The organism is Varibaculum cambriense (assembly GCF_022133705.1).
GTDB lineage: Bacteria > Actinomycetota > Actinomycetes > Actinomycetales > Actinomycetaceae > Varibaculum > Varibaculum cambriense_A.
The window spans coordinates 1-18,943 of record NZ_JAKNHJ010000023.1 but is presented as its reverse complement, the minus strand read 5'-3'; the positions used below and the strand labels follow the sequence as shown (position 1 = coordinate 18,943).

13 protein-coding genes and 1 tRNA gene are annotated in these 18,943 nt (G+C 53.3%); 12 read left to right on the top strand and 2 right to left on the bottom strand.

Features of this window, described 5'->3' with window-relative positions:
• Positions 1–54 precede the first annotated feature (54 nt).
• Positions 55–130, bottom strand: a tRNA-Arg gene (locus tag L0M99_RS09425).
• Between the two features lie 118 nt (positions 131–248).
• Between L0M99_RS09425 and L0M99_RS09420 the strand changes: the two genes are divergently transcribed.
• Positions 249–2,357 carry an NAD(+) synthase gene (locus tag L0M99_RS09420; RefSeq protein ID WP_238128429.1) on the top strand — a complete coding sequence of 703 codons (2,109 nt, stop codon included), beginning with the start codon at positions 249–251 and terminating at the stop codon, positions 2,355–2,357.
• 267 nt (positions 2,358–2,624) lie between these two features.
• On the top strand, positions 2,625–3,968 hold the full coding sequence (locus L0M99_RS09415) for an aminopeptidase C (RefSeq protein ID WP_024059560.1): 1,344 nt from the start codon (positions 2,625–2,627) through the stop codon (positions 3,966–3,968).
• Here the strand turns inward: L0M99_RS09415 and L0M99_RS09410 are convergent.
• Positions 3,965–4,252: a hypothetical protein gene (locus L0M99_RS09410; RefSeq protein WP_024059559.1), complete on the bottom strand. Its 288-nt coding sequence runs from the start codon at positions 4,250–4,252 to the stop codon at positions 3,965–3,967. The two genes, L0M99_RS09415 and L0M99_RS09410, sit on opposite strands and share 4 nt — an antisense overlap.
• A 189-nt stretch (positions 4,253–4,441) precedes the next feature.
• Here L0M99_RS09410 and L0M99_RS09405 point away from each other — a divergent pair, with 189 nt between their 5' ends.
• The 10 genes from L0M99_RS09405 (at position 4,442) to rho (ending at position 18,857) form a co-directional block, all read left to right on the top strand.
• Complete coding sequence (locus L0M99_RS09405; RefSeq protein WP_024059558.1) at positions 4,442–5,710, top strand: MFS transporter; 1,269 nt, start codon at positions 4,442–4,444, stop codon at positions 5,708–5,710.
• A gap of 259 nt (positions 5,711–5,969) precedes the next feature.
• Positions 5,970–8,882: a DNA methyltransferase gene (locus L0M99_RS09400; RefSeq protein ID WP_238128428.1), complete on the top strand. Its 2,913-nt coding sequence runs from the start codon at positions 5,970–5,972 to the stop codon at positions 8,880–8,882.
• 122 nt (positions 8,883–9,004) lie between these two features.
• Positions 9,005–9,619 (top strand): type IV toxin-antitoxin system AbiEi family antitoxin domain-containing protein, encoded by a 615-nt coding sequence (locus tag L0M99_RS09395; RefSeq protein ID WP_238128427.1) that lies wholly within the window; start codon positions 9,005–9,007, stop codon positions 9,617–9,619.
• Positions 9,612–10,451 (top strand): nucleotidyl transferase AbiEii/AbiGii toxin family protein, encoded by an 840-nt coding sequence (locus L0M99_RS09390; protein ID WP_238128426.1) that lies wholly within the window; start codon positions 9,612–9,614, stop codon positions 10,449–10,451. Before L0M99_RS09395 ends, L0M99_RS09390 begins: the two co-directional genes overlap by 8 nt.
• A 480-nt stretch (positions 10,452–10,931) precedes the next feature.
• Positions 10,932–11,825: a DUF4862 family protein gene (locus L0M99_RS09385; RefSeq protein WP_024059552.1), complete on the top strand. Its 894-nt coding sequence runs from the start codon at positions 10,932–10,934 to the stop codon at positions 11,823–11,825.
• Positions 11,826–12,028: 203 nt separating this feature from the next.
• On the top strand, positions 12,029–13,414 hold the full coding sequence (lysA, locus tag L0M99_RS09380; protein ID WP_024059551.1) for a diaminopimelate decarboxylase: 1,386 nt from the start codon (positions 12,029–12,031) through the stop codon (positions 13,412–13,414).
• Positions 13,415–13,507: 93 nt separating this feature from the next.
• On the top strand, positions 13,508–14,803 hold the full coding sequence (locus tag L0M99_RS09375; RefSeq protein ID WP_024059550.1) for a homoserine dehydrogenase: 1,296 nt from the start codon (positions 13,508–13,510) through the stop codon (positions 14,801–14,803).
• 4 nt (positions 14,804–14,807) lie between these two features.
• A complete protein-coding gene (gene thrC, locus L0M99_RS09370) occupies positions 14,808–15,911 on the top strand; it encodes a threonine synthase (RefSeq protein ID WP_024059549.1) in 1,104 nt (367 codons plus the stop codon).
• Positions 15,912–15,926: 15 nt separating this feature from the next.
• A complete protein-coding gene (gene thrB / locus L0M99_RS09365; protein ID WP_024059548.1) occupies positions 15,927–16,937 on the top strand; it encodes a homoserine kinase in 1,011 nt (336 codons plus the stop codon).
• Positions 16,938–17,168: 231 nt separating this feature from the next.
• Complete coding sequence (gene rho, locus L0M99_RS09360) at positions 17,169–18,857, top strand: transcription termination factor Rho (RefSeq protein WP_024059547.1); 1,689 nt, start codon at positions 17,169–17,171, stop codon at positions 18,855–18,857.
• Positions 18,858–18,943: the final 86 nt, after the last annotated feature.

Sequence of the window (18,943 nt, the reverse complement as noted above, 5' to 3'; positions counted from 1 at the left end):
CAAAAACCCAAAAAATCCCGCGACATATGCGGACACATGTCACGGGACATCACATGGTGCCCCGAACAGGATTCGAACCTGCGGCCTTTCGCTCCGGAGGCGAACGCTCTATCCACTGAGCTATCGGGGCTGGACTTCAATGATTCTACACATTTACCCCGGAGCTTACTAAATCAGCGCCCGCTAATTAGACGCTGATTACATTTAGGGAGGCAGACGGTTGCGAGGGCGGGTGCAATAATATGTACATGACTTTTGCTAGCTCTTATGCGCACGGTTTCGCCCGGGTCGCGGCCATTACTATTCCCAGCCATCCCGGCGAGCCGGATCGAAATGTACCGGAAATCGCGGCGGCAGCGCGACAAGCTGCCCGCCAAGGTGCTTGTGTAGCAGTATTTCCGGAGATGTGCATCTCCGGTTACACCCTCGATGACCTGGTGTTTTCTGAGCGTTTGTTAGCGAGTGTGGAAAAAGGAATAGAACTGCTGGCCAAAGCGACTTCGGATTGCGCCGAGCTAATCGTGGTGGGAGCCCCCTTACGGATAGCGGGGCAAATCTATGATTGTGCGGTGTTTTTGGCGCGGGGGAAAGTTATTGCGCTGACTCCGAAAGTTTTTCTTTCTAGTGAAGCTTATGAAAAACGCTACTTTACTTCTGGCGCCCACCTTCCTGCGGATGCTCGCTGGGAGGCGCCCCAGATTCCGGGAGCCAGCGAGGCTCCTATTGGAAACGGGATAATCAATATCGAGGACGTGGCTGGCCTGGCAGTGGGGGCGGAAGTTGGTAGCGACGGGACTGCGGCGCGTTCCCTGGCGCTGCCTCTTGCCCTGCAAGGGGCAAGCGTAATCGTGAATCCCGCGGCCTATCCTGCTACTTTAGAGGGCGGAGAACAACAGCGACTCCTGGCAGGAGCCACTTCGCGGCGCGGGATTTGCGCCTATGTGAGCGCGGGAGCCGGCAATGGAGAGTCATCCTCCGATTCGGCTTGGGATGGGCGAACCTTTATCTACCAAGACGGCTCTAAGATTGCGGAAACCGATCCGTTCCCCACCGACACCCGGATTGCCCTGGCCGATATTGATTTGACCGCCCTCGTCAATCGCCGGCGGCGCGAAAGCAGTTTCGCGGATACCCAGGCCGGGAAAATCGAAAAAACCTGGGAAGTAAAAATTCGTCTGGGAGTAGGAGCTGCCGGGGCAGCGATACCTTTCGATCCCTGGGCAAATGTTTCTAATGCCGCAACTTCCAAGGATGCGCAGGTTGCACTGGGTCCCGCTCCGGCGAGGTTCCCATTCTTACCTACGGACCAGGCAGGCATCGACCGCGCCTGTCGGCAGGCGTTCGAGATTCAGGTTTACGGACTGAAAAAGCGCTTGCAGGCAGTAGGTAACCCCAAAATGGTGTTGGGGGTATCTGGCGGTCTAGATTCCACCCAGGCGATTTTGGTGTGCAGTGAGGTGGCCGCCCGCCTCGGGCTCGAAAAATCCCAAATTTTGGCCTACACCCTGCCCGGTTTCGCCACCTCGGAAGGCACAAAATCTCACGCTTATAAACTTTGTGAATCGCTCGGGATCAAATGCGAAGAAATCGATATTCGCCCCGCAGCCCGGCAAATGCTCGCCGATATGGGTCATCCTTTCGCTAAAGGTGCCGCCCAATATGACGTGACTTTCGAGAACGTGCAGGCGGGGCTGCGCACCGATTACCTGTTCCGGATTGCTAACCATCAGGGCGGACTGGTGATTGGAACCGGAGATTTATCGGAGGCCGCTCTCGGGTGGTGCACCTATGGGGTGGGCGACCATATGTCGCATTATTCGGTTAATCCCGGGATCCCGAAGACTATGTTGCAAACTATGATCCGTTGGGCTTGCCGGGAAAATCTGTTCGGCGAGGCTTGCACTAAAGTGCTGCAAGATATTTTGGCGCAAGAAATCTCCCCGGAACTGATTCCGGGAGGTGGAGAAAAACTGCAATCCACCCAGGACACCATCGGTCCTTACGAACTGCACGAGTTCTTCCTTTACCACCTGCTGTTAGGGCGCGAACCCCGCGATATTGCCTATCTGGCCTGGCAAGCCTGGCGGGATAAAGATAACGGCGTTTGGCCGGCAGATCTGCCGGAAGCGGATCGTCACCAATACGATTTGGAAACTATTTTGCGCTGGCTGCACGAGTTCTTGCGCCGCTTCTTTACTTCCCAGTTCAAGCGAACTTGTGTACCTGGCGGGCCGGGAATAACCTCCGGATTCGGCTTGAGTCCTCGAGGTGACCTGCGGATGCCCTCGGATATTTCCGGACGGATCTGGATTAAGCAGGTTGACGAGCTGCTCGCGCAGCTGGAGGACGACAAATAGGGGTTGCACTGGAAAAGTATCTCGCAAACACGATAGCCGCCGGAAACGACGGAATGCGTCCTCGTCGCAAAAAATTTAAGTTCAACCCGGTGGATCCGCGTCGGCCTCACAGCGTTAAGCGCCCTAAATTAACTAAGTGAGAACGATGGGCTATTTTGGAAGCAGGAACAAAAAGGCGAAACTGCGGTATTAACCCAAAAGCGGGAGAGTTTGCCGGGATAGTTTTGCCCACAGAAGGCGGGCATCCGCCCAATTTTAGGAGGAACAGTGAACGAACGCGAAGCAACATTAACCCCAGAAATGCTAGCGGAAATGCGCAATGAATTTAGCGCGGATCCGCACGGCAAGCTAATGCAAAACGCGGTGACTAACTCTGACGTGGATCAAGTGGCACAAAATCACCAGGTAGTTGCGTTCGCTGACCGTTCCATGTCCCACAAACTTGATGCGTGGCCGGTCGCTAATCAAAAGAAATCGGGACGCTGCTGGCTGTTCGCCGGTCTAAACCTGCTGCGTTCGTCGATGATTAAACGCCTAAACGTAGAAAATTTTGAGTTCTCGCAGACGTACCTGTTCTATTGGGACAAACTCGAAAAAGCTAACTACTTCCTAGAATCCCAAATTGAGCTGGCCGATCGCGATCTTGATGATCGCACGGTTTCCCACCTGCTGTCTGACCCGATTGGGGACGGTGGTCAGTGGAATATGTTTGTGGCGCTGGTGGATAAATACGGGGTAGTGCCTAAGTGGGCAATGCCGGAAACCGAATCCTCCTCGAACTCGAAAAACATGGATCGGATTTTGGAGCGTTACTTGCGGGAGGGCGCTCTCGCGGTGCGGAAAGCCGCGCACAACCAGCCGGAAACTGTCGGGGAGGTAAAGGCGGGACTGCTCAAAGGAGTCCACCGGATTCTTAATATCCACCTGGGGACTCCTCCGGAAAAGTTTGTTTGGCAATATAACGATAAAGACAACAAGTTCGAGCGGCTGGGAGAAGTTACCCCGCAAGAGTTCGCCGATAAATATATCGTCAATGACCTGCGTAACTATGTGTGTTTGGTGAATGATCCGCGCGAAGCCAATCCCTATGGGAAGACCTATACCGTCGATCGCCTGGGCAATGTGCTGGGTGCTGCCCCGGTGCGTTACTTGAACGTCCCCATCCAGGTGATGAAAGATTGCGCGGCTACGGTATTGCAGGCCGGAAAACCGGTGTGGTTCGGTTGTGACACCGAGCAGCAGGCAGATAGGGAACTGTCGCTGTGGGATAAGAATCTCTATGACTATGGCTCGGTTTACGGAGTGCATTTCGGGATGGACAAGGAAGAACGCCTGCTCTCCCACGAATCCCTAATGACTCACGCCATGTTGTTTGTAGGGGTAGATATGCTGGATGGGGCTCCGCGCCGCTGGCGGGTGGAAAACTCTTGGGGCTGCGAAGATCGCGCCGACCAGGGATTCTATACTATGAATGATTCCTGGTTTGACGAATACGTATTTGAAATCGCAGTTCACCGCGACCGGCTGCCTGAAGAATATCGCGCAGTCCTCGATTCCGAGGACGCACCGATAGTGTTGCCCGCCTGGGATCCGATGGGGTCGCTCGCTTAAAGCCCGGTCGGCATAATAATCCCGCCGTAAGGGGCGAGAATAAACAGGGCTATGGACAGGGAAAACAGGGCAATACAGTCAAGCCACCAGGAGCGTACTGCACACCAGGCTTTGGGGGAACGGTCTAGCAGCCGGTAAACCCCTAAGCTCAGCAGCATTAGGGCGAAAACTCGACAAGCAAATACGGGGTGCCCGATATATCCGAGGGTGACGATGCAAATAATCCCGATTATCACTAATGCGGTGCACCCGCGTCTCCAAAGCCGATTATTCGACAACCCCATAACGGTAGTTTAACGGGCTTGGTAGGGTTTTGTGATTACCCAGCCACACTCCGCAAGTCGGCGTTGCGCGCATTTTAAGAGGGAGAGGGTGGGGGCAGGACGTGCCGGTAGAAGGTGAAGGGGTGGGAGTAACCATTTTCACCGCCTCGTAAATTAACTACTAACTGCCAAAACAGTAGGCTAGGGAATATGTTTAAGTCTTATCGGGAGATTTTTTCCTACCCTGGCGCTCTTAGGTTTTCGCTCGCTGGAGCGGTAGCGCGTTTCCCGATGGCGATGGCGGGGCTGTCCACCCTGCTAATGATTTCCACCCTCTACGGGGAATATTCACTGGCCGGACAGGTCAATGCTTTAGTGGTTATCGCCATGGCGGCGGCATCCCCAATTCAGGCTCGGCTAGTGGATCGTTACGGGCAAGCCAAAGTTTTACGCCCTCTGGTTGCCTGTTCCCTGGTTTTACTGTTGGCTTTGATGCTCTCGGCTCTATTCCATGCTCCGCGCTGGACGCTCTACCTATTTGCCCTGTTATCGGGGGCTACTACCGGCTCTTTCGGGGCATTTGTGAGGGCGCGCTGGACGCATTTGCTCGCGGGGTCGCGTAAGTTAAATACGGCTTATGCTTTCGAGGCTGCTGTTGATGAACTGATTTTTATTTTCGGCCCGATTATTGCCACGGTGCTGGCCACCGTGGTTCACCCCGCGGCTGGGATTGTGGCTTGTTTGCTTACTTCCGGTATTGGTGGGTTCTGGTTTTTATCGCAGCGCGCTACTGAGCCCGTCGTGACCGCTAAATCTGATTTAAGCGACCAGGAAGCTAAACCGTTGATGAAATCGGCAGCCATGGTGATTTTGGGGCTGATTTTTATGCTCTGTGGTTTTACTTTTGGTGGTCTGGATTTGACGGTGGTGGCGTTTTGTCGCGAGCAAGGGGTAGCCCAGATTTCGGGGCTACTGCTGGCCATGTTTGGGGTGACTTCTTTTAGCTCTGCGGTGATTTATGGGGCTAAAGAATGGGGGATCAGCGCCTTGCGCTTGTTCTTGGGGGGAATCACCTTAATGGCGATTGGTTTTTCTACTTTCTTTTTCGCCTTCAATCCCTGGATTTTGGGGTTGTGTCTAGCCTTAACCGGCGCGACCTATGCTCCCACCATGACTAACGCCACCAATATTTTGTCTCAGGTGGTTCCTCCTGCTCGTTTCACCGAGGGGATGGCGTGGCTAAATACCTTCTTTACTTTAGGTATTTCTGGTGGTGCGTGGCTTGGCGGTTCCGTAGTGGATGTAGCGGGCGCTCGCGGTGGGCTGTGGCTGGTGATTGCAGCAGCTTGGGCGATTCTTGCCGTGGTGTTGATTGGTTTTATGCCTTTGCGTAATTCGCTGCGCCGCGCCTACAAACGCCGTCTAGTAGCGGTTGATTTACATATGACCGAAGAATCTTCCCCCACCCAGAACAGCTAAAGGTCTTTGCGTGATAACGCATAAGTTTGCTTTGCTCAACACCCCGGCCCTCGGAGTCAAAACGACACTCGCGGAACAAACAATCTAGACCTCTGCGAGGAAAATCTAGCTGCTGCGCCATGCCTACAAACGCCTTTATAAAACCAGCGCAAAGGAAAAGTCGGCTAAAAAACCGGAGGATTGCGGGTAGGCTGGCAAGGTAACCAAAGCGAGGTAGCGTGACTGGTGACGGTGACGTTAGGCAATAAAGGAAACCGTGGTGAGTGAAGTAGGTAGCCGGCGGCGGGCGGCGGAGCATTTCGTGCAACAATGGGCAGGTCACGGCTACGAAAAGGGCGAAACCCACAGTTTTTGGCTGTCCTTGCTGCAAGACGTATTGGGAATGCGCGAGGTTTCCACCAGGTGTCGCTTCGAGCAGCGCACGCGGGCGGGCGGATTTATTGACGTGGTGATTCCCTCGGCGCGCACCATCGTGGAGCAAAAATCTTCCGGCGTGAACCTAGATCGGGGCGAGCTGCGTCAAGGCAAGATGGTCACCCCTTTTGAGCAGGCTAAACGTTATGCAGATGCGCTACCTAATCGGCAACGCCCGGATTTTATTATCGTTTGCAACTTCGACTGTTTCCGTCTTCACGACCTAAACAAGGATGACCCTGCCGGTGACTATATCGAGTTTTCTTTGGCGGAACTGCCCGAGCAGTCTTATCTACTCGATTTTTTGATTGACCCGGCATATTCGCGTACGGAAAAGGAGCGCCAAGTCTCAATCCGCGCCGGACAGCTGATTGGCAAGCTGCATCGCGGCCTATTGGAGCAATACCAAGACCCAGATTCTGCCTGGTCGCAGCACTGCCTAAATGTGCTGTGTGTGCGGCTAGTGTTCTGCCTTTTTGCCGAGGACGCGGGGCTATTTGGCAAGGACGCGCTGCTGCGTTACCTGCGGGGTTTTACCGCTTCCCAAACCCGAGGAGCGCTGCAACGCCTGTTCCAAGTGCTAGATACCCCACTTGAACAGCGAGATCCCTATCTGGAGGAAGAACTGGCGGTTTTCCCCTATGTGAATGGGGGACTGTTCCGCGATTCTGCTGCCAGCGCTGGGGTTGCTACGGGATTTGATGATGGAGAGGACGCGCTGGCAGGGGCTAGTGCCGGGGACGGGGCTACGGTTTTTCCGTCCTCGTTGGCGGGAGAGACCGGGCGAGCTTTAGAGATTCCGAACTTTACCGAGGAATTGTGCGACCTTTTACTTAACGAGGTTTCGCAAGGAACTGACTGGTCACAGATTTCTCCCACTGTGTTTGGGGGCGTGTTTGAATCGACTTTGAACCCGGAAACTCGCCGCAGTGGAGGAATGCACTACACCAGTCCGGAAAATATTCACCGGGTAATCGATCCGCTTTTCCTTGACCGCCTAAAGAATGAGCTAGAGGGGATTCTTTCTGATCCGGGGATTTCCGATAGGTCGCGGCGGGCGAAACTGCGGGCTTTCCAAAATCGTTTAGCTAGTTTGACCTGGCTGGATAGCGCTTGCGGATCTGGGAACTTCCTGACCGAAACCTATATCGAGGTGCGCCGCCTGGAAAACCAGGTGATTGCGGAGCTAGAACGGGGACAACAAGCTTGGGAGTTTGAACAAGAGGGCGCCGCGACTAACCAGATAAAAGTGAATCTGGGACAGTTCTATGGGATTGAAATTAATGATTTCGCGGTGGCGGTGGCGCGCACTGCGCTGTGGATTGCCGAACTGCAAGCTAATGGGGAAACGGCGGCGATTTTGCAGCGAGAAGTAGCGGATTTACCACTGCAAGATGAATCCAATATTGTGCTGGCGAACGCGATCCGCATGGACTGGGAGCAGCTGCTTCCTGCCGAGAAGTGCTCGTTTTTAATCAGCAACCCGCCGTTTATTGGCTACTCCAATCACTCCCCGGAGCAAAAGCAAGATCGGGCGGACTTATTTGGTAAGCGGGGGGGGGTACTGGATTATGTAGCCTGCTGGTATCAGAAAGCTGCCGACTATATGCGCGGCACCCAGATCCGGGCGGCTTTCGTGTCTACCAACAGTATTTGCCAAGGACAGCAGGTTACCCCGCTTTGGCGACCGCTGTTTGAGGACGGGATTCGCATTAACTTTGCCCACCGCAGTTTCGTTTGGGGGAACGAAGCGGAGAATCAAGCCCATGTGCATGTGGTGATTATTGGATTTTCTTATCAGGATGAGCAGCCGAAATATCTTTTTGAGCATCCTAAAGAGGGCGAGTCTCGCCGCTACCAGGTAGAACATATTAACGGCTATTTGACTGCTGCCCCAGATGTGTTTGTAGACAAGCAGATGAAACCGCTTTCTGATGTGCCGTACATGGCAAAGGGCTTCCAGCCTACTGACGGACAAAATCTATTGCTTTCCGCCCAGCAGCGTGACGAGCTGCTCGCCAAAGAACCAGCAGCCGAAAAATGGATTCGCCCCTTCTCTATGGGGGCAGAATTTATAAAAGGCATCGACCGCTATTGCCTCTGGTTACCGCAGATTACCGGGGCGGAACTGAAAAAAGTGCCGGAAGTGCGCAAACATATTGAGGCTTGCCGAGCCTGGCGTGAGCAGCAAACCCCGACAGGCGACGCCTATAAGCTGGCAGATCGTCCGCACCTGTTGCGTCCCTGCGGAAAATTCCGGGACGGAACCTATCTTGGGTTCCCAAAGGTGTCCTCAGAACGTAGACGCTATATACCGATTGGCTTTGTTACTGACGGGATGATTCCGGGAGACAAACTCTATTTTGTTCCCACCGCTGATATTTACCATTTCGGTGTCCTCACTTCCCAGTTTCATAATGCCTGGATGCGGGTGGTTGCTGGCAGGCTGAAAAGCGATTACAGCTACGGGAATACCACCGTCTATAACACTTTTATTTGGCCAGGTCCCACTCCGCAGCAAAAGCGAGCGATCGAGGAGGCCGCCGCCCTCGTCCTCGAGAAAAGAAAAGTCTACGCCCCAGCTACCTTGGCGGAACTGTATGACCCGGACAATGATTTCCTCTATCCCGAGTTAGTCCGGGCGCACGCCCAGCTAGATCGGGCAGTGGAAGCCGCCTACGGGGTGGACTTTGCCGGTGACGAAACCAAAATCATCGCCCATCTGTTCACCCTCTACCAAGCCGGCACCACTCCCTGACCGGGGTAAACCACAAATTTGGCGGAGAAGCTGCTAGCTGCTGATAACCCTGGCTTGCAAGCAGCGCCTCCCTATCGCAACTTATTGTTGTATCTACACTGAAAAAACTATAAAGTTTCAGTGTGAACGCAACAAGTGCTGGTGTGGATTATCAAGATAGAATCTTGGCCTGTATTGACGCACGAAAAGGCGTAATTACGGCGTCTCAGTGCAGGGAGCAAGGTGTCCCCACTGTTTACCTGACGCGGATGGTCAGGGAGGGACGTCTAATTCGTTTGGCGCGGGGGCTGTACGGGCGCCCGGAGGGCGAGTATGACGAGCTCTTTATTCTTCAGCATAGGTTTAAGAAAACCGTTTTTTCTTACGAAACTGCCCTCTTTTTGCTGGGGCAGACAGATAAGATTCCAGATGTCATCGAGATTACGGTAGAAAACAGCTATAAGATAAATAATCCACCCCGATGGCTTTCTATAAACTACGTGAGCCCAGATATTTTCAAAATGGGCATTACTTGCGTCTCCACCAGCTGTGGCAATCCAGTTACAATCTATGGCTATGAGCGGATAGTATGCGATTTTATCGCTCATAAAAAGAATATGGATCCGGAAACTTACGTTAAAACAATCCAGGGTTACGCAAAATACCAAGACAAAGATGCCTATCTGTTGCGGAAGATAGCTCGGGCGGCGCGAATAGAGAACCGGGTACGAGAAATCATGGAGATTGTGCATGAATAGAGCCAAAGTTATCGCGCTTTGTCACAAAGTAGCAGAAAATACGGGATTGAGTTTTAATACTGTGTTGCTATATTACTTCCTGGAAAATCTTCTAAAACGCTTGGCTGCTGGAGAAAATAAAGGTCGTTTCATTTTTAAGGGTGGATTTCTGCTCTCGAATGTAGTTGGAGTGCAAACCAGAAGTACGGTAGACATAGATTTTCTAATCCGCAATCTGGAAATGTCGCCGGAATCAATAGAACAGGTGCTAACTCCAGCTCTAGAAGAAGAATCTGGTGACCTCGCCTATGAGATTCAAGATATAGTCCCCATTCGTGAGGCTGACCAATACGGAGGGTATCGTGTCCGTATTGCATGCCGATTGGGGAATACTAGACAGATTCTCCCCCTTGATATTGCTACTGGTGACCCGGTAACTCCGTCTCCAGTTGAATATATTTTTACCAGTATTTTTAGTGATGAAAGCATCCCTATTGAGGCTTACCCGTTAGAAACGATAATCGCGGAAAAACTGCAGACTATCTATTCTCGAGGTTTTTTCAATAGTCGCAGCAAAGACTATTACGACCTGCACATACTTTATAACTCCCAAAGGCATCATATTAATGAAGCGATATTGAAAGAAGCGTGCCGTCGAACATTTCGTTATCGGAATACAGAGTTTAACCTTGAGAAACTGCGTAGTCTCCTGGAATCGATAAAAGATGACCAGTCCTTTTTGGATAGGTGGCGGGCTTATGCGAGGAAGAATAACTATGTAGGTGAAATTGCTTTTGCTGATGTAATCAATAGTGCGATACAGCTAGTTGATGGGGCGTCAAACGTAAAATAGTTGCCCATCTGTTCACCCTCTACCAAGCCGCCACCACTCCCTGACCGGGGTAAACCACAAATCTGGTGGAGAAGCTACTAGCTGCTGATAACCCTGGCTTGCAGGCAGTGCTTCCCGCAGCTGCCGCGGGCGGGGTTTATATGTAAAGCAGTTTTACATATCGAAAAAACGTGTAAAAAAATCGCGAAATTTTTTACACGTTCCCCAATTGGGGGCTTCAAGTTGCAACTACCCGGAATAAAATCCTAAAAATCAGTGTGAATGCAGCAGTCGCCGCAAGCTGCCGCGGGCGGAGCTTATCTAGGTGCTGAAACTAAACAAGGTGCTAGCAAGATTGCTACTGCCTGTTTGCCTACAATCCATTTGAAGTGTGCGACACCACCGCTGTTGCTGTTCCTATGCTTGTCAACTAATATTTCATCTTGTCAGACAAATTTTATAGTTGGAAGCAAGGTAGCTTCCTTAAGAAAAGAGATAACTATGAGTCAGAAATTCATAGTCGGTGCATATGCCTCCATGCCGGATACAAATAAACAAGATGAGTACTATCGCTTACTTGGACAACTTGATTGGGTAAACGGAATTGAAATTCCTTATCCTGGTGATCTTGCCGATAATGCTACTTGGCTGGCAGAGCGACTGTGTCCTCAATGGGATTCGAACACAATCACCGCGATTCCCGGCACGATGCAGAATCTTGGAAAAAATCCTTTATTCGGTCTCGCCTGTGCGGATGAAGAAGGACGCGGCCTCGCTATTGCCCAGGCTAAGCAAATTTCCGAGGTAGCCAGAGAGCTTTCCGATTATTTAGGGCATGTCGCAGTGAGTAAGGTGCAAGTGCATTCCGCACCTACCCGTCTAGCAGATGCAAGCGCTTTTCGCACATCCCTTGAAGAACTAAAAGAACTGGACTGGGGCGGAGCAACGATCGTGGTGGAGCACTGTGACCGTTTCATTAAGGAGCAGCCACCCGAAAAAGGTTTTTTATCGCTTAAGGAAGAAATCGAGATTTGCCGAACCCTGGGACTCAAAATTCACATTAACTGGGGTCGATCTGCCGTAGAAGGTAGAAGTGCCGCAACTCCTTACGAGCACATTGTAGAAGCCGGACGGTCTGGAGTACTTGCGGGAGTATTTTTCTCAGGTGCCGGTTCTCAAGAATGTGCTTACGGGTATGCCTGGATTGATGGTCACCTTCCTTCACAACCGGATGAACCCAGCTCACTCATGAGTGAAGAAGAAATTTCTAGATGTTCAAAGGCTGCAATACGAGGGGGAGCGAAGTACCTAGGGGCAAAGATCTGTGTGCCTAAGGATGCACCTCTTGAACAGCGCATCCGTATGCTTAAAACGATTTACAACGCTACCCGATAAGAAGAGAGGCGAGACCGCCCCGGTTGCTGGAATTAGTGTTTGACCGGCAGTGGTGGAAGGGAACGTACCACCAGCAAATAATATCGTCTCCATAGGGATTGTCTTTCTTAATGGACGGTTTTGAAAGAGTTGTCAGCTTGGCAATAATTTAGCGAATGTAACCGCGGTTGCCCACCAATCTGAATCCTTGAAAGGTTTTCCCGATGCTCACTTGCCCTGAACCTGCCGAAAATCCTGTGCTCTGGCCGTGGGGAACCCGGCGGGAAGAGGACGGACAGTTATCTTTTGCCGGACAAAAAGTAACTGACCTGGCGCAAAATTTCGCCACCCCCTCCTACCTGTTTGACCTGGATGATTTCGCTGCCCGCGCCGAAACCATTTCCAGCGCAATGGCGGAAGAGTTCTGGGAGGGCTACGGATTTTCCGGTGCCAGCGTCTACTATGCGGGCAAAGCCTTCCTGTGCACCGCTTTAGGGGAAGCCCTCACCAGGGCAGGTATGGGGATAGATACCGCCAGCCTGGGGGAACTTTCGGTAGCACTCCATCCGGCGATGGGAGCTGACCCTAAGAAAATCGGGCTACACGGCAACAATAAATCCCTCGAATCTTTGCGCTTGGCGCTGCGCCGCGGTATTGGGCGGATCATCGTAGATTCCCTGGGCGAAATCGACCTATTACAGTCTCTTTGCGAAAGCGAAAATACCACCGCTCCGGTGATGGTGCGGGTAACCACTGGGGTGCACGCCGGGGGACACAGCTTTATCGCCACCGCCCACGAGGACCAAAAATTCGGCCTCTCCCTGGCCTCAGGAGCCGCCCTCCAGGCAGTCAAAAAGATTATTGTCGCCCCCAATCTAAAGCTAGTGGGGCTGCATTCGCATATCGGTTCCCAGATCAAAGATTTAGAATCTTTCCAAGTAGCAGCCGACCGGCTGCTGGCTTTCCGCGCCCAGGTGCAAAAACTAGGGGAAGCTGTCCCTGAAGTTGACCTGGGCGGGGGGCTAGCTATTTCCTATCAGGGCGAGGACGTGCCCAGCGCCAGTGAATATGCGCGCTCCCTGGCGGCCTCGGTAAAGAAAGCCTGCGAGCAGGCAGGCACCGACATTCCCCATATTTCGATTGAACCGGGGCGCTGGCTAGCCGGTCCGGTATGCGTCAGCCTGTACCAGGTGGGAACCGTCAAAGATGTACAGCTAGAGGACGGGAGTATCCGCAAATACGTGAGCGTAGACGGGGGCATGAGCGACAATATTCGCCCCGCCCTCTACGATGCGGGATATGTGGCGACCTTAGCCTCGCGCCTTTCTGATGCCCCCGCTGCTAGCTGCCGCATAGTGGGTATGCATTGCGAATCCGGGGATATTTTAGTGCCCGAAATTGCCCTGCCTGCTGATATTCACGCTGGTGATTTACTGGTAATTCCAGCTACCGGCGCCTATGGGCGGGCAATGGCCTCGAACTATAATCTGGTTCCTCGTCCCGGGGTAATCGGGCTGAGCCGTAAAGCGGCTCCGCGCTATATCGTTGCGCGAGAAACCGTGGATGACCTACTGCGCCTGGATACCGGAGCCGCCGGTTTATCTCAGTGACAAATCTTCGGAGCGCTCGAACTCCAATAACCGTTAGAGTAGAAAACCCCGGCGGGTAAAAGCCCCGCCGAAAGTGGTGAAAAGAGGGTGAACATGAAGCAAGCGGTGAAAATAGCAGTACTTGGGTGCGGAACTGTGGGGGCGCAAGTAGTGCGTCTACTACAAGAACGCGCCGCCGATTATCAGGCTAGGTGTGGAGCCAGCCTAGAGATTATCGGTATTTGTGTACATAATCTGGCGGCTCCCCGCCCCGATTTTATTAGCCGCGACCTGCTTACCGACCAGGCGGAGCCCTTGATTGACCAGGCAGACCTGGTAATCGAGCTAATCGGGGGAATCGAGCCGGCGCGCACCTATATTACCCGCGCCCTCGAAGCTGGAAAATCTGTGGTCACCGGAAATAAAGCCCTCCTCGCGCAACACGGCCCGGAACTGTTTGACCTTTCCCGCGAGCGGGAAGCCGACCTTTACTACGAGGCCGCAGTCGCTGGAGCCATCCCGGTGGTTTACGGCCTGCGCGAATCCTTAGCTGGCGATCGCGTCCAAGTGGTGCAAGGCATCGTTAATGGCACCACCAACTACATGCTTGACCAGATGGAAAAGAAAGGCTGGTCATTCGAGCAGGCGCTTACTACCGCCCAAGAACTCGGATACGCCGAAGCTGACCCGACTGCCGATATTGACGGGTTAGATGCCGCCGCCAAATGCGCTCTGCTCGCGCAGCTAGCTTTCCACACCCGGGTTTCTCTAGATCAGGTAGCGGTGAAAGGGATTCGCAGTATTACCGCGGACGATATTGCCGACGCCAAAGAGTCGGGGCGCACTATTAAACTGTTGGCGATTGCCCAGCTCGCGCAAGATGAACAAGGACGCGAATGCGTATCTTGCCGGGTAGAGCCGGTATTGGTGAAACCAGAGAATCCGCTCGCAAGCATTGCGGGAGCCTTTAACGCGATAGTGATTGATGCCGAGGCCGCGGGCAGACTAATGTTCTACGGTCAAGGTGCTGGCGGGGTACAAACCGCTTCCGCCGTGCTCTCCGATGTGGTGGCAGCCGCGTTCCACCTGGTTTCTGGGGGGAGCGCCCCGCGTGAATCCGCCTATGCTGATTTGCCGCAAATGCCGGCTGAGCAGGTGAGTTCCAAGTACAGTATCCGTCTGCAGGTCGACGACGTAACCGGGGTATTAGCCGAGGTGGCAGGAATTTTTGCTCGCCGCGGGATTTCTATCGAACAGGTGCGTCAACGCAGTGACGCTAAATCCGGGAAAGCGATTGTTTCTTTGTCAAGTGACTGGGCTAGTGCGGGAGACATAGACTTGACGGTGAAAGATTTGGAGGCCGCCGAGCCGGTGAGCCAAGTAATTCAAGTAATCAGTATGGAGGGCTAGCAAGATGGCGCATCTGTGGCAGGGAATAATCAACGAATATCGAGATTGGCTCCCCATAAGCGAGAAAGAAGAAATCGTCACTTTGCAAGAAGGTGGCACTCCGCTGGTCTACTCCGATGATTTGTCGGACGAGGTAGGGGCGCGGGTATTTATCAAGGTCGAGGGAATGAACCCTACCGGTTCTTTTAAAGATCGCGGTATGACCATGGCGATTACCAAGGTGCTCTCTAGTGGGCAAAAAATGGTGGCCTGTGCTTCTACCGGCAATACTTCGGCTTCTGCCGCTGCTTATTCGGCGAAAGCTGGCCTGGAATGCGCAGTAATCCTGCCTGCCGGGAAGATTGCTGCCGGCAAACTCGCCCAGGCAATTGTGCATGGGGCAAGGCTAGTGGCAGTGGACGGGAACTTTGACCAATGCCTGACTATTACCCGCCAGCTCACCGAATCCTATCCGGTAGCCCTGGTTAATTCGATCAACCCCTACCGCTTGCAGGGTCAAAAGACTGCGGCTTTTGAAATCGTTGATTTCTTGGGGGATGCGCCCGATATTCATGTTCTCCCGGTGGGAAATGCCGGAAATATCTCCGCCTACTGGATGGGATATAACGAATACGCTGGTCGGCGCACCGCCGCCTCCTTGGAAAAAGAAACCCAGCTAGGGGAGGCGCGCGCCAGTAAAGTTCCGCAAATGTGGGGTATTCAGGCTAAAGGGGCTGCACCTTTCGTTGCTGGACATCCGATTGACAACCCGGAAACCGTGGCGACCGCCATTCGTATCGGCAACCCGGCTTCCTGGGATTATGCATCGGCAGCGAGGGACGATTCCCACGGTTTTATTACTGCGGTCAGCGATGAAGATATTTTAGCTGCCCAGGCGCGGTTAGCGGCCGATACCGGTATTTTTGTGGAACCAGCTTCCGCGGCCTCGGTTGCGGGACTGCTGTGGGCTGCTGGGGCAGGTAAAGTGCCCGAGGGTGCGACTATTGTGTGTACGGTTACCGGTAACGGTCTAAAAGATACTGCGACTGCTCTGGGCGATCGCGATATTAACCCGCAAGTAATCGCGCCCACCCTGGAGGCCGCCCTCGCCGCCCTCGACTTGAAATAACCGGAAGTAAGCAAGATGCGGATTGTTAAGGACGAGGCGGAAGTAAAAGCTCCTGCTACCTCGGCTAATCTGGGGCCTGGATATGACTGTATGGGACTAGCGCTTTCCCTGCATGATCGAGTACGTTTTCGAGCTACCGTTGGAAAAACCCAGGTGCACGTGCGCGGTCAAGGCAAAGACAAGCTGCCCGCAGACGAAAAACACCTGGTAGTGCGGGCAATCCGCCTCGGTCTCGATGCGGTAGGAGCCTCCCAAGTGGGGATCAGTCTTTGGCAAGAGAATCAGATTCCCCAATCGCGCGGCCTGGGTTCATCAGCGTCCGCGATCGTGAGCGGGTTGGCTATTGTCCGGGCGATTATTTCCGATCCGGAAGTGCTTGATAACGACACTATGCTGCGAATCGCGACCTACCTCGAAGGGCATCCCGATAATTTGGCACCGGCAATTTATGGGGGAATCACCCTGGCGGGAATCCACGGGACTTCCAGTGAAGAAGCTGCCACCACCAAGGAACTGACTTCACCTTTTCTTGAAATGGGGCAAGACGACCAGGAAGATCAGGCTAAAGAAACGGATCTGCTTGCCCTAAACCCAGATTTTCCAAGAACTTGGGCAGTGAAAATCAAAAATCAATACGACCTGTGTCCCACGGTGTTTATCCCGGATTTTGAGTTGGATACTTCCCAGGCACGCTCGCTACTGCCTGAACAGGTGCCCCACGCTGATGCTGCCCGGAATGTGGCGAACGCGGCACTCTTGGTCAGTGCCTTGCAAACTCATCCCGAACTATTGATGGCCGCCACCACGGACTATTTGCATCAAAATTATCGCAGAGCCGCTATGCCGGCCTCTTTGGACTTAATGTATTGGTTACGGGCGCAACAGCTGCCAGCGGTTATTTCCGGGGCGGGACCGTGTGTATTGGCACTGGAAAACGTGGGTGATCAGGTCAAAGCCAAGGCAGAGAAAGTGGGTTGGAAGGTTCGTACCTTAGAGTTGGATACTCGCGGGGTGCGAGAGCTTTAAGGCGCTTGTGGCAGTTTAAGGTATTCGCTTTAGTTAGGTCATGGCCAGGTTCACTAAACGCAAGTTTCCTGCCGGCCGAAAATCCTGGTAAGCTAAACTCACGAAGGCGAAAGCACCTAGCGGGTTTACTGCCAGGGACGCTCAGTTCCGGCCTTCAAAATCGAGGCCTATTTTTCTCGATTCTTAATATCCAGGCGCATCTGCGTCAACCTACATTCAAAAGGAAAGTTTGTGAGCACAAACGAGAATGCTAACGATCTGCGCACTATGAAGCTGGATGAGCTAAAAGCTCTAGCTGCAAAAATGCGGCTGCGGGGGATCTCCCGCTTGCGGAAGAATGAGCTGATCGAAATGATTAGTCAGGCTCGCTCCGCCCAACCTGCCAGTGATGCCGCACAAGAGAACGTGAAGGCTAGTGCCGACCAAAACGGTTCGTCTCAACGGAAAGCGGATACGCGCAGACACAACAGACAACATCAGGCTGCGGTTCGCCAAGAATCAGATGCTAAAAAAGATGCGAAGGAGCAGCTGAAACAAGATTTAGCCGAGCGCGCCAGCAAGAAAGATAACCAAAATAAGGGGCGGAAGAATAAGGGGGAGACCCCGCATTCGGTCGATGAGATTGCCTTGCCTAGCGCAGAAGATGAAGAGCGCGGGGAAGGACGCGGTCGGGGACGGCGCAACCGCCGGCGGGACCGGAATCGCCGCCGCGATGACAACTGGAATGATAATCGCGGTCGCGGTAAAAACGACCATCATGACGAGGAATCCTCCGAAGAAAACGAGGAAGAACTCTTGCCAATCGCCGGGGTATTGGATGTGCAAAGCAACCATGCTTTCGTTCGCACCTCGGGTTATATCGCTGGCCCCAATGATGTTTATGTCACCTTAGGTCAAGTGCGCCGTTGGGGATTGCGGTCTGGAGATGCAGTACAGGGCGCGGTGCGTCCTCCCAAAGAGGGCGAAAATAACCGGCGGCAAAAATATAACGCCCTGGTACGTTTGGACGCTGTCAACGGGATGAGTATCGAGGACGCGCGGGCGCGCACCCAGTTCAAGGATTTGGTGCCGCTGTACCCGAATGAGCAGCTGCGTCTAGAGAACAATCCCAAGAACCCCACCCAGCGGATTATTGACCTGATCGCCCCGATTGGTAAGGGGCAGCGCGGGTTGATCGTTTCTCCTCCTAAAGCCGGTAAAACTATTATTTTGCAGCAGATCGCCAATGCGATCACCACTAATAATCCGGAATGTCACCTGATGGTGGTACTGGTAGATGAACGGCCCGAAGAGGTTACCGATATGCAGCGCACGGTAAAGGGCGAGGTTATTGCTTCGACCTTTGACCGTCCCGCCTCTGATCACGCCTCGGTAGCCGAATTAGCAATTGAACGGGCAAAACGCCTGGTAGAGCTAGGTCAAGATGTGGTGGTACTGCTGGATTCCATTACCCGCTTGGGGCGTGCCTATAACCTGTCAGCCCCGGCTTCGGGACGGATCTTGTCCGGTGGTGTGGACGCTTCCGCGCTATATCCACCCAAGAAATTCTTTGGGGCGGCGCGTAACGTCGAAAACGGTGGTTCGCTGACTATTTTGGCGACCGCCTTGGTGGAAACCAACTCCAAGATGGACGAAGTTATTTTCGAAGAGTTCAAAGGCACCGGCAATATGGAACTGCGTCTGTCGCGACAGTTGGCGGATAAGCGCCTATTCCCCGCGGTCGATGTGAACGCCTCGGGTACTCGCCGCGAAGAACTGCTGCTAAACAAGGAAGAACTGCAGGTCACTTGGAAGTTGCGGCGGATGCTTAGCGCCCTGGAGCCTCAGCAGGCTACCGAGTTTGTGCTTTCTAAACTGAAGAACACTAACTCCAATGCCGAGTTCTTGATGATGATCGCTAAGATGAGCAGCCAGGTTTAATGGAAAAATAGCGATTTTATCTGATACTGAAGCGGGGGGGGGGGGGGGGGGGGGGGGGGGGGGGGGGGGGGGGGGGGGGGGGGGGG

Coding starts and splice junctions, on each gene's coding strand:
- L0M99_RS09375 (WP_024059550.1), top strand. CDS start 13,508: ATGAAGCAAGCGGTGAAAATAGCAGTACTTGGGTGCGGAACTGTGGGG.
- L0M99_RS09405 (WP_024059558.1), top strand. CDS start 4,442: ATGTTTAAGTCTTATCGGGAGATTTTTTCCTACCCTGGCGCTCTTAGG.
- L0M99_RS09410 (WP_024059559.1), bottom strand. CDS start 4,252: ATGGGGTTGTCGAATAATCGGCTTTGGAGACGCGGGTGCACCGCATTA.
- L0M99_RS09390 (WP_238128426.1), top strand. CDS start 9,612: ATGAATAGAGCCAAAGTTATCGCGCTTTGTCACAAAGTAGCAGAAAAT.
- lysA (WP_024059551.1), top strand. CDS start 12,029: ATGCTCACTTGCCCTGAACCTGCCGAAAATCCTGTGCTCTGGCCGTGG.
- L0M99_RS09420 (WP_238128429.1), top strand. CDS start 249: ATGACTTTTGCTAGCTCTTATGCGCACGGTTTCGCCCGGGTCGCGGCC.
- L0M99_RS09385 (WP_024059552.1), top strand. CDS start 10,932: ATGAGTCAGAAATTCATAGTCGGTGCATATGCCTCCATGCCGGATACA.
- thrC (WP_024059549.1), top strand. CDS start 14,808: ATGGCGCATCTGTGGCAGGGAATAATCAACGAATATCGAGATTGGCTC.
- thrB (WP_024059548.1), top strand. CDS start 15,927: ATGCGGATTGTTAAGGACGAGGCGGAAGTAAAAGCTCCTGCTACCTCG.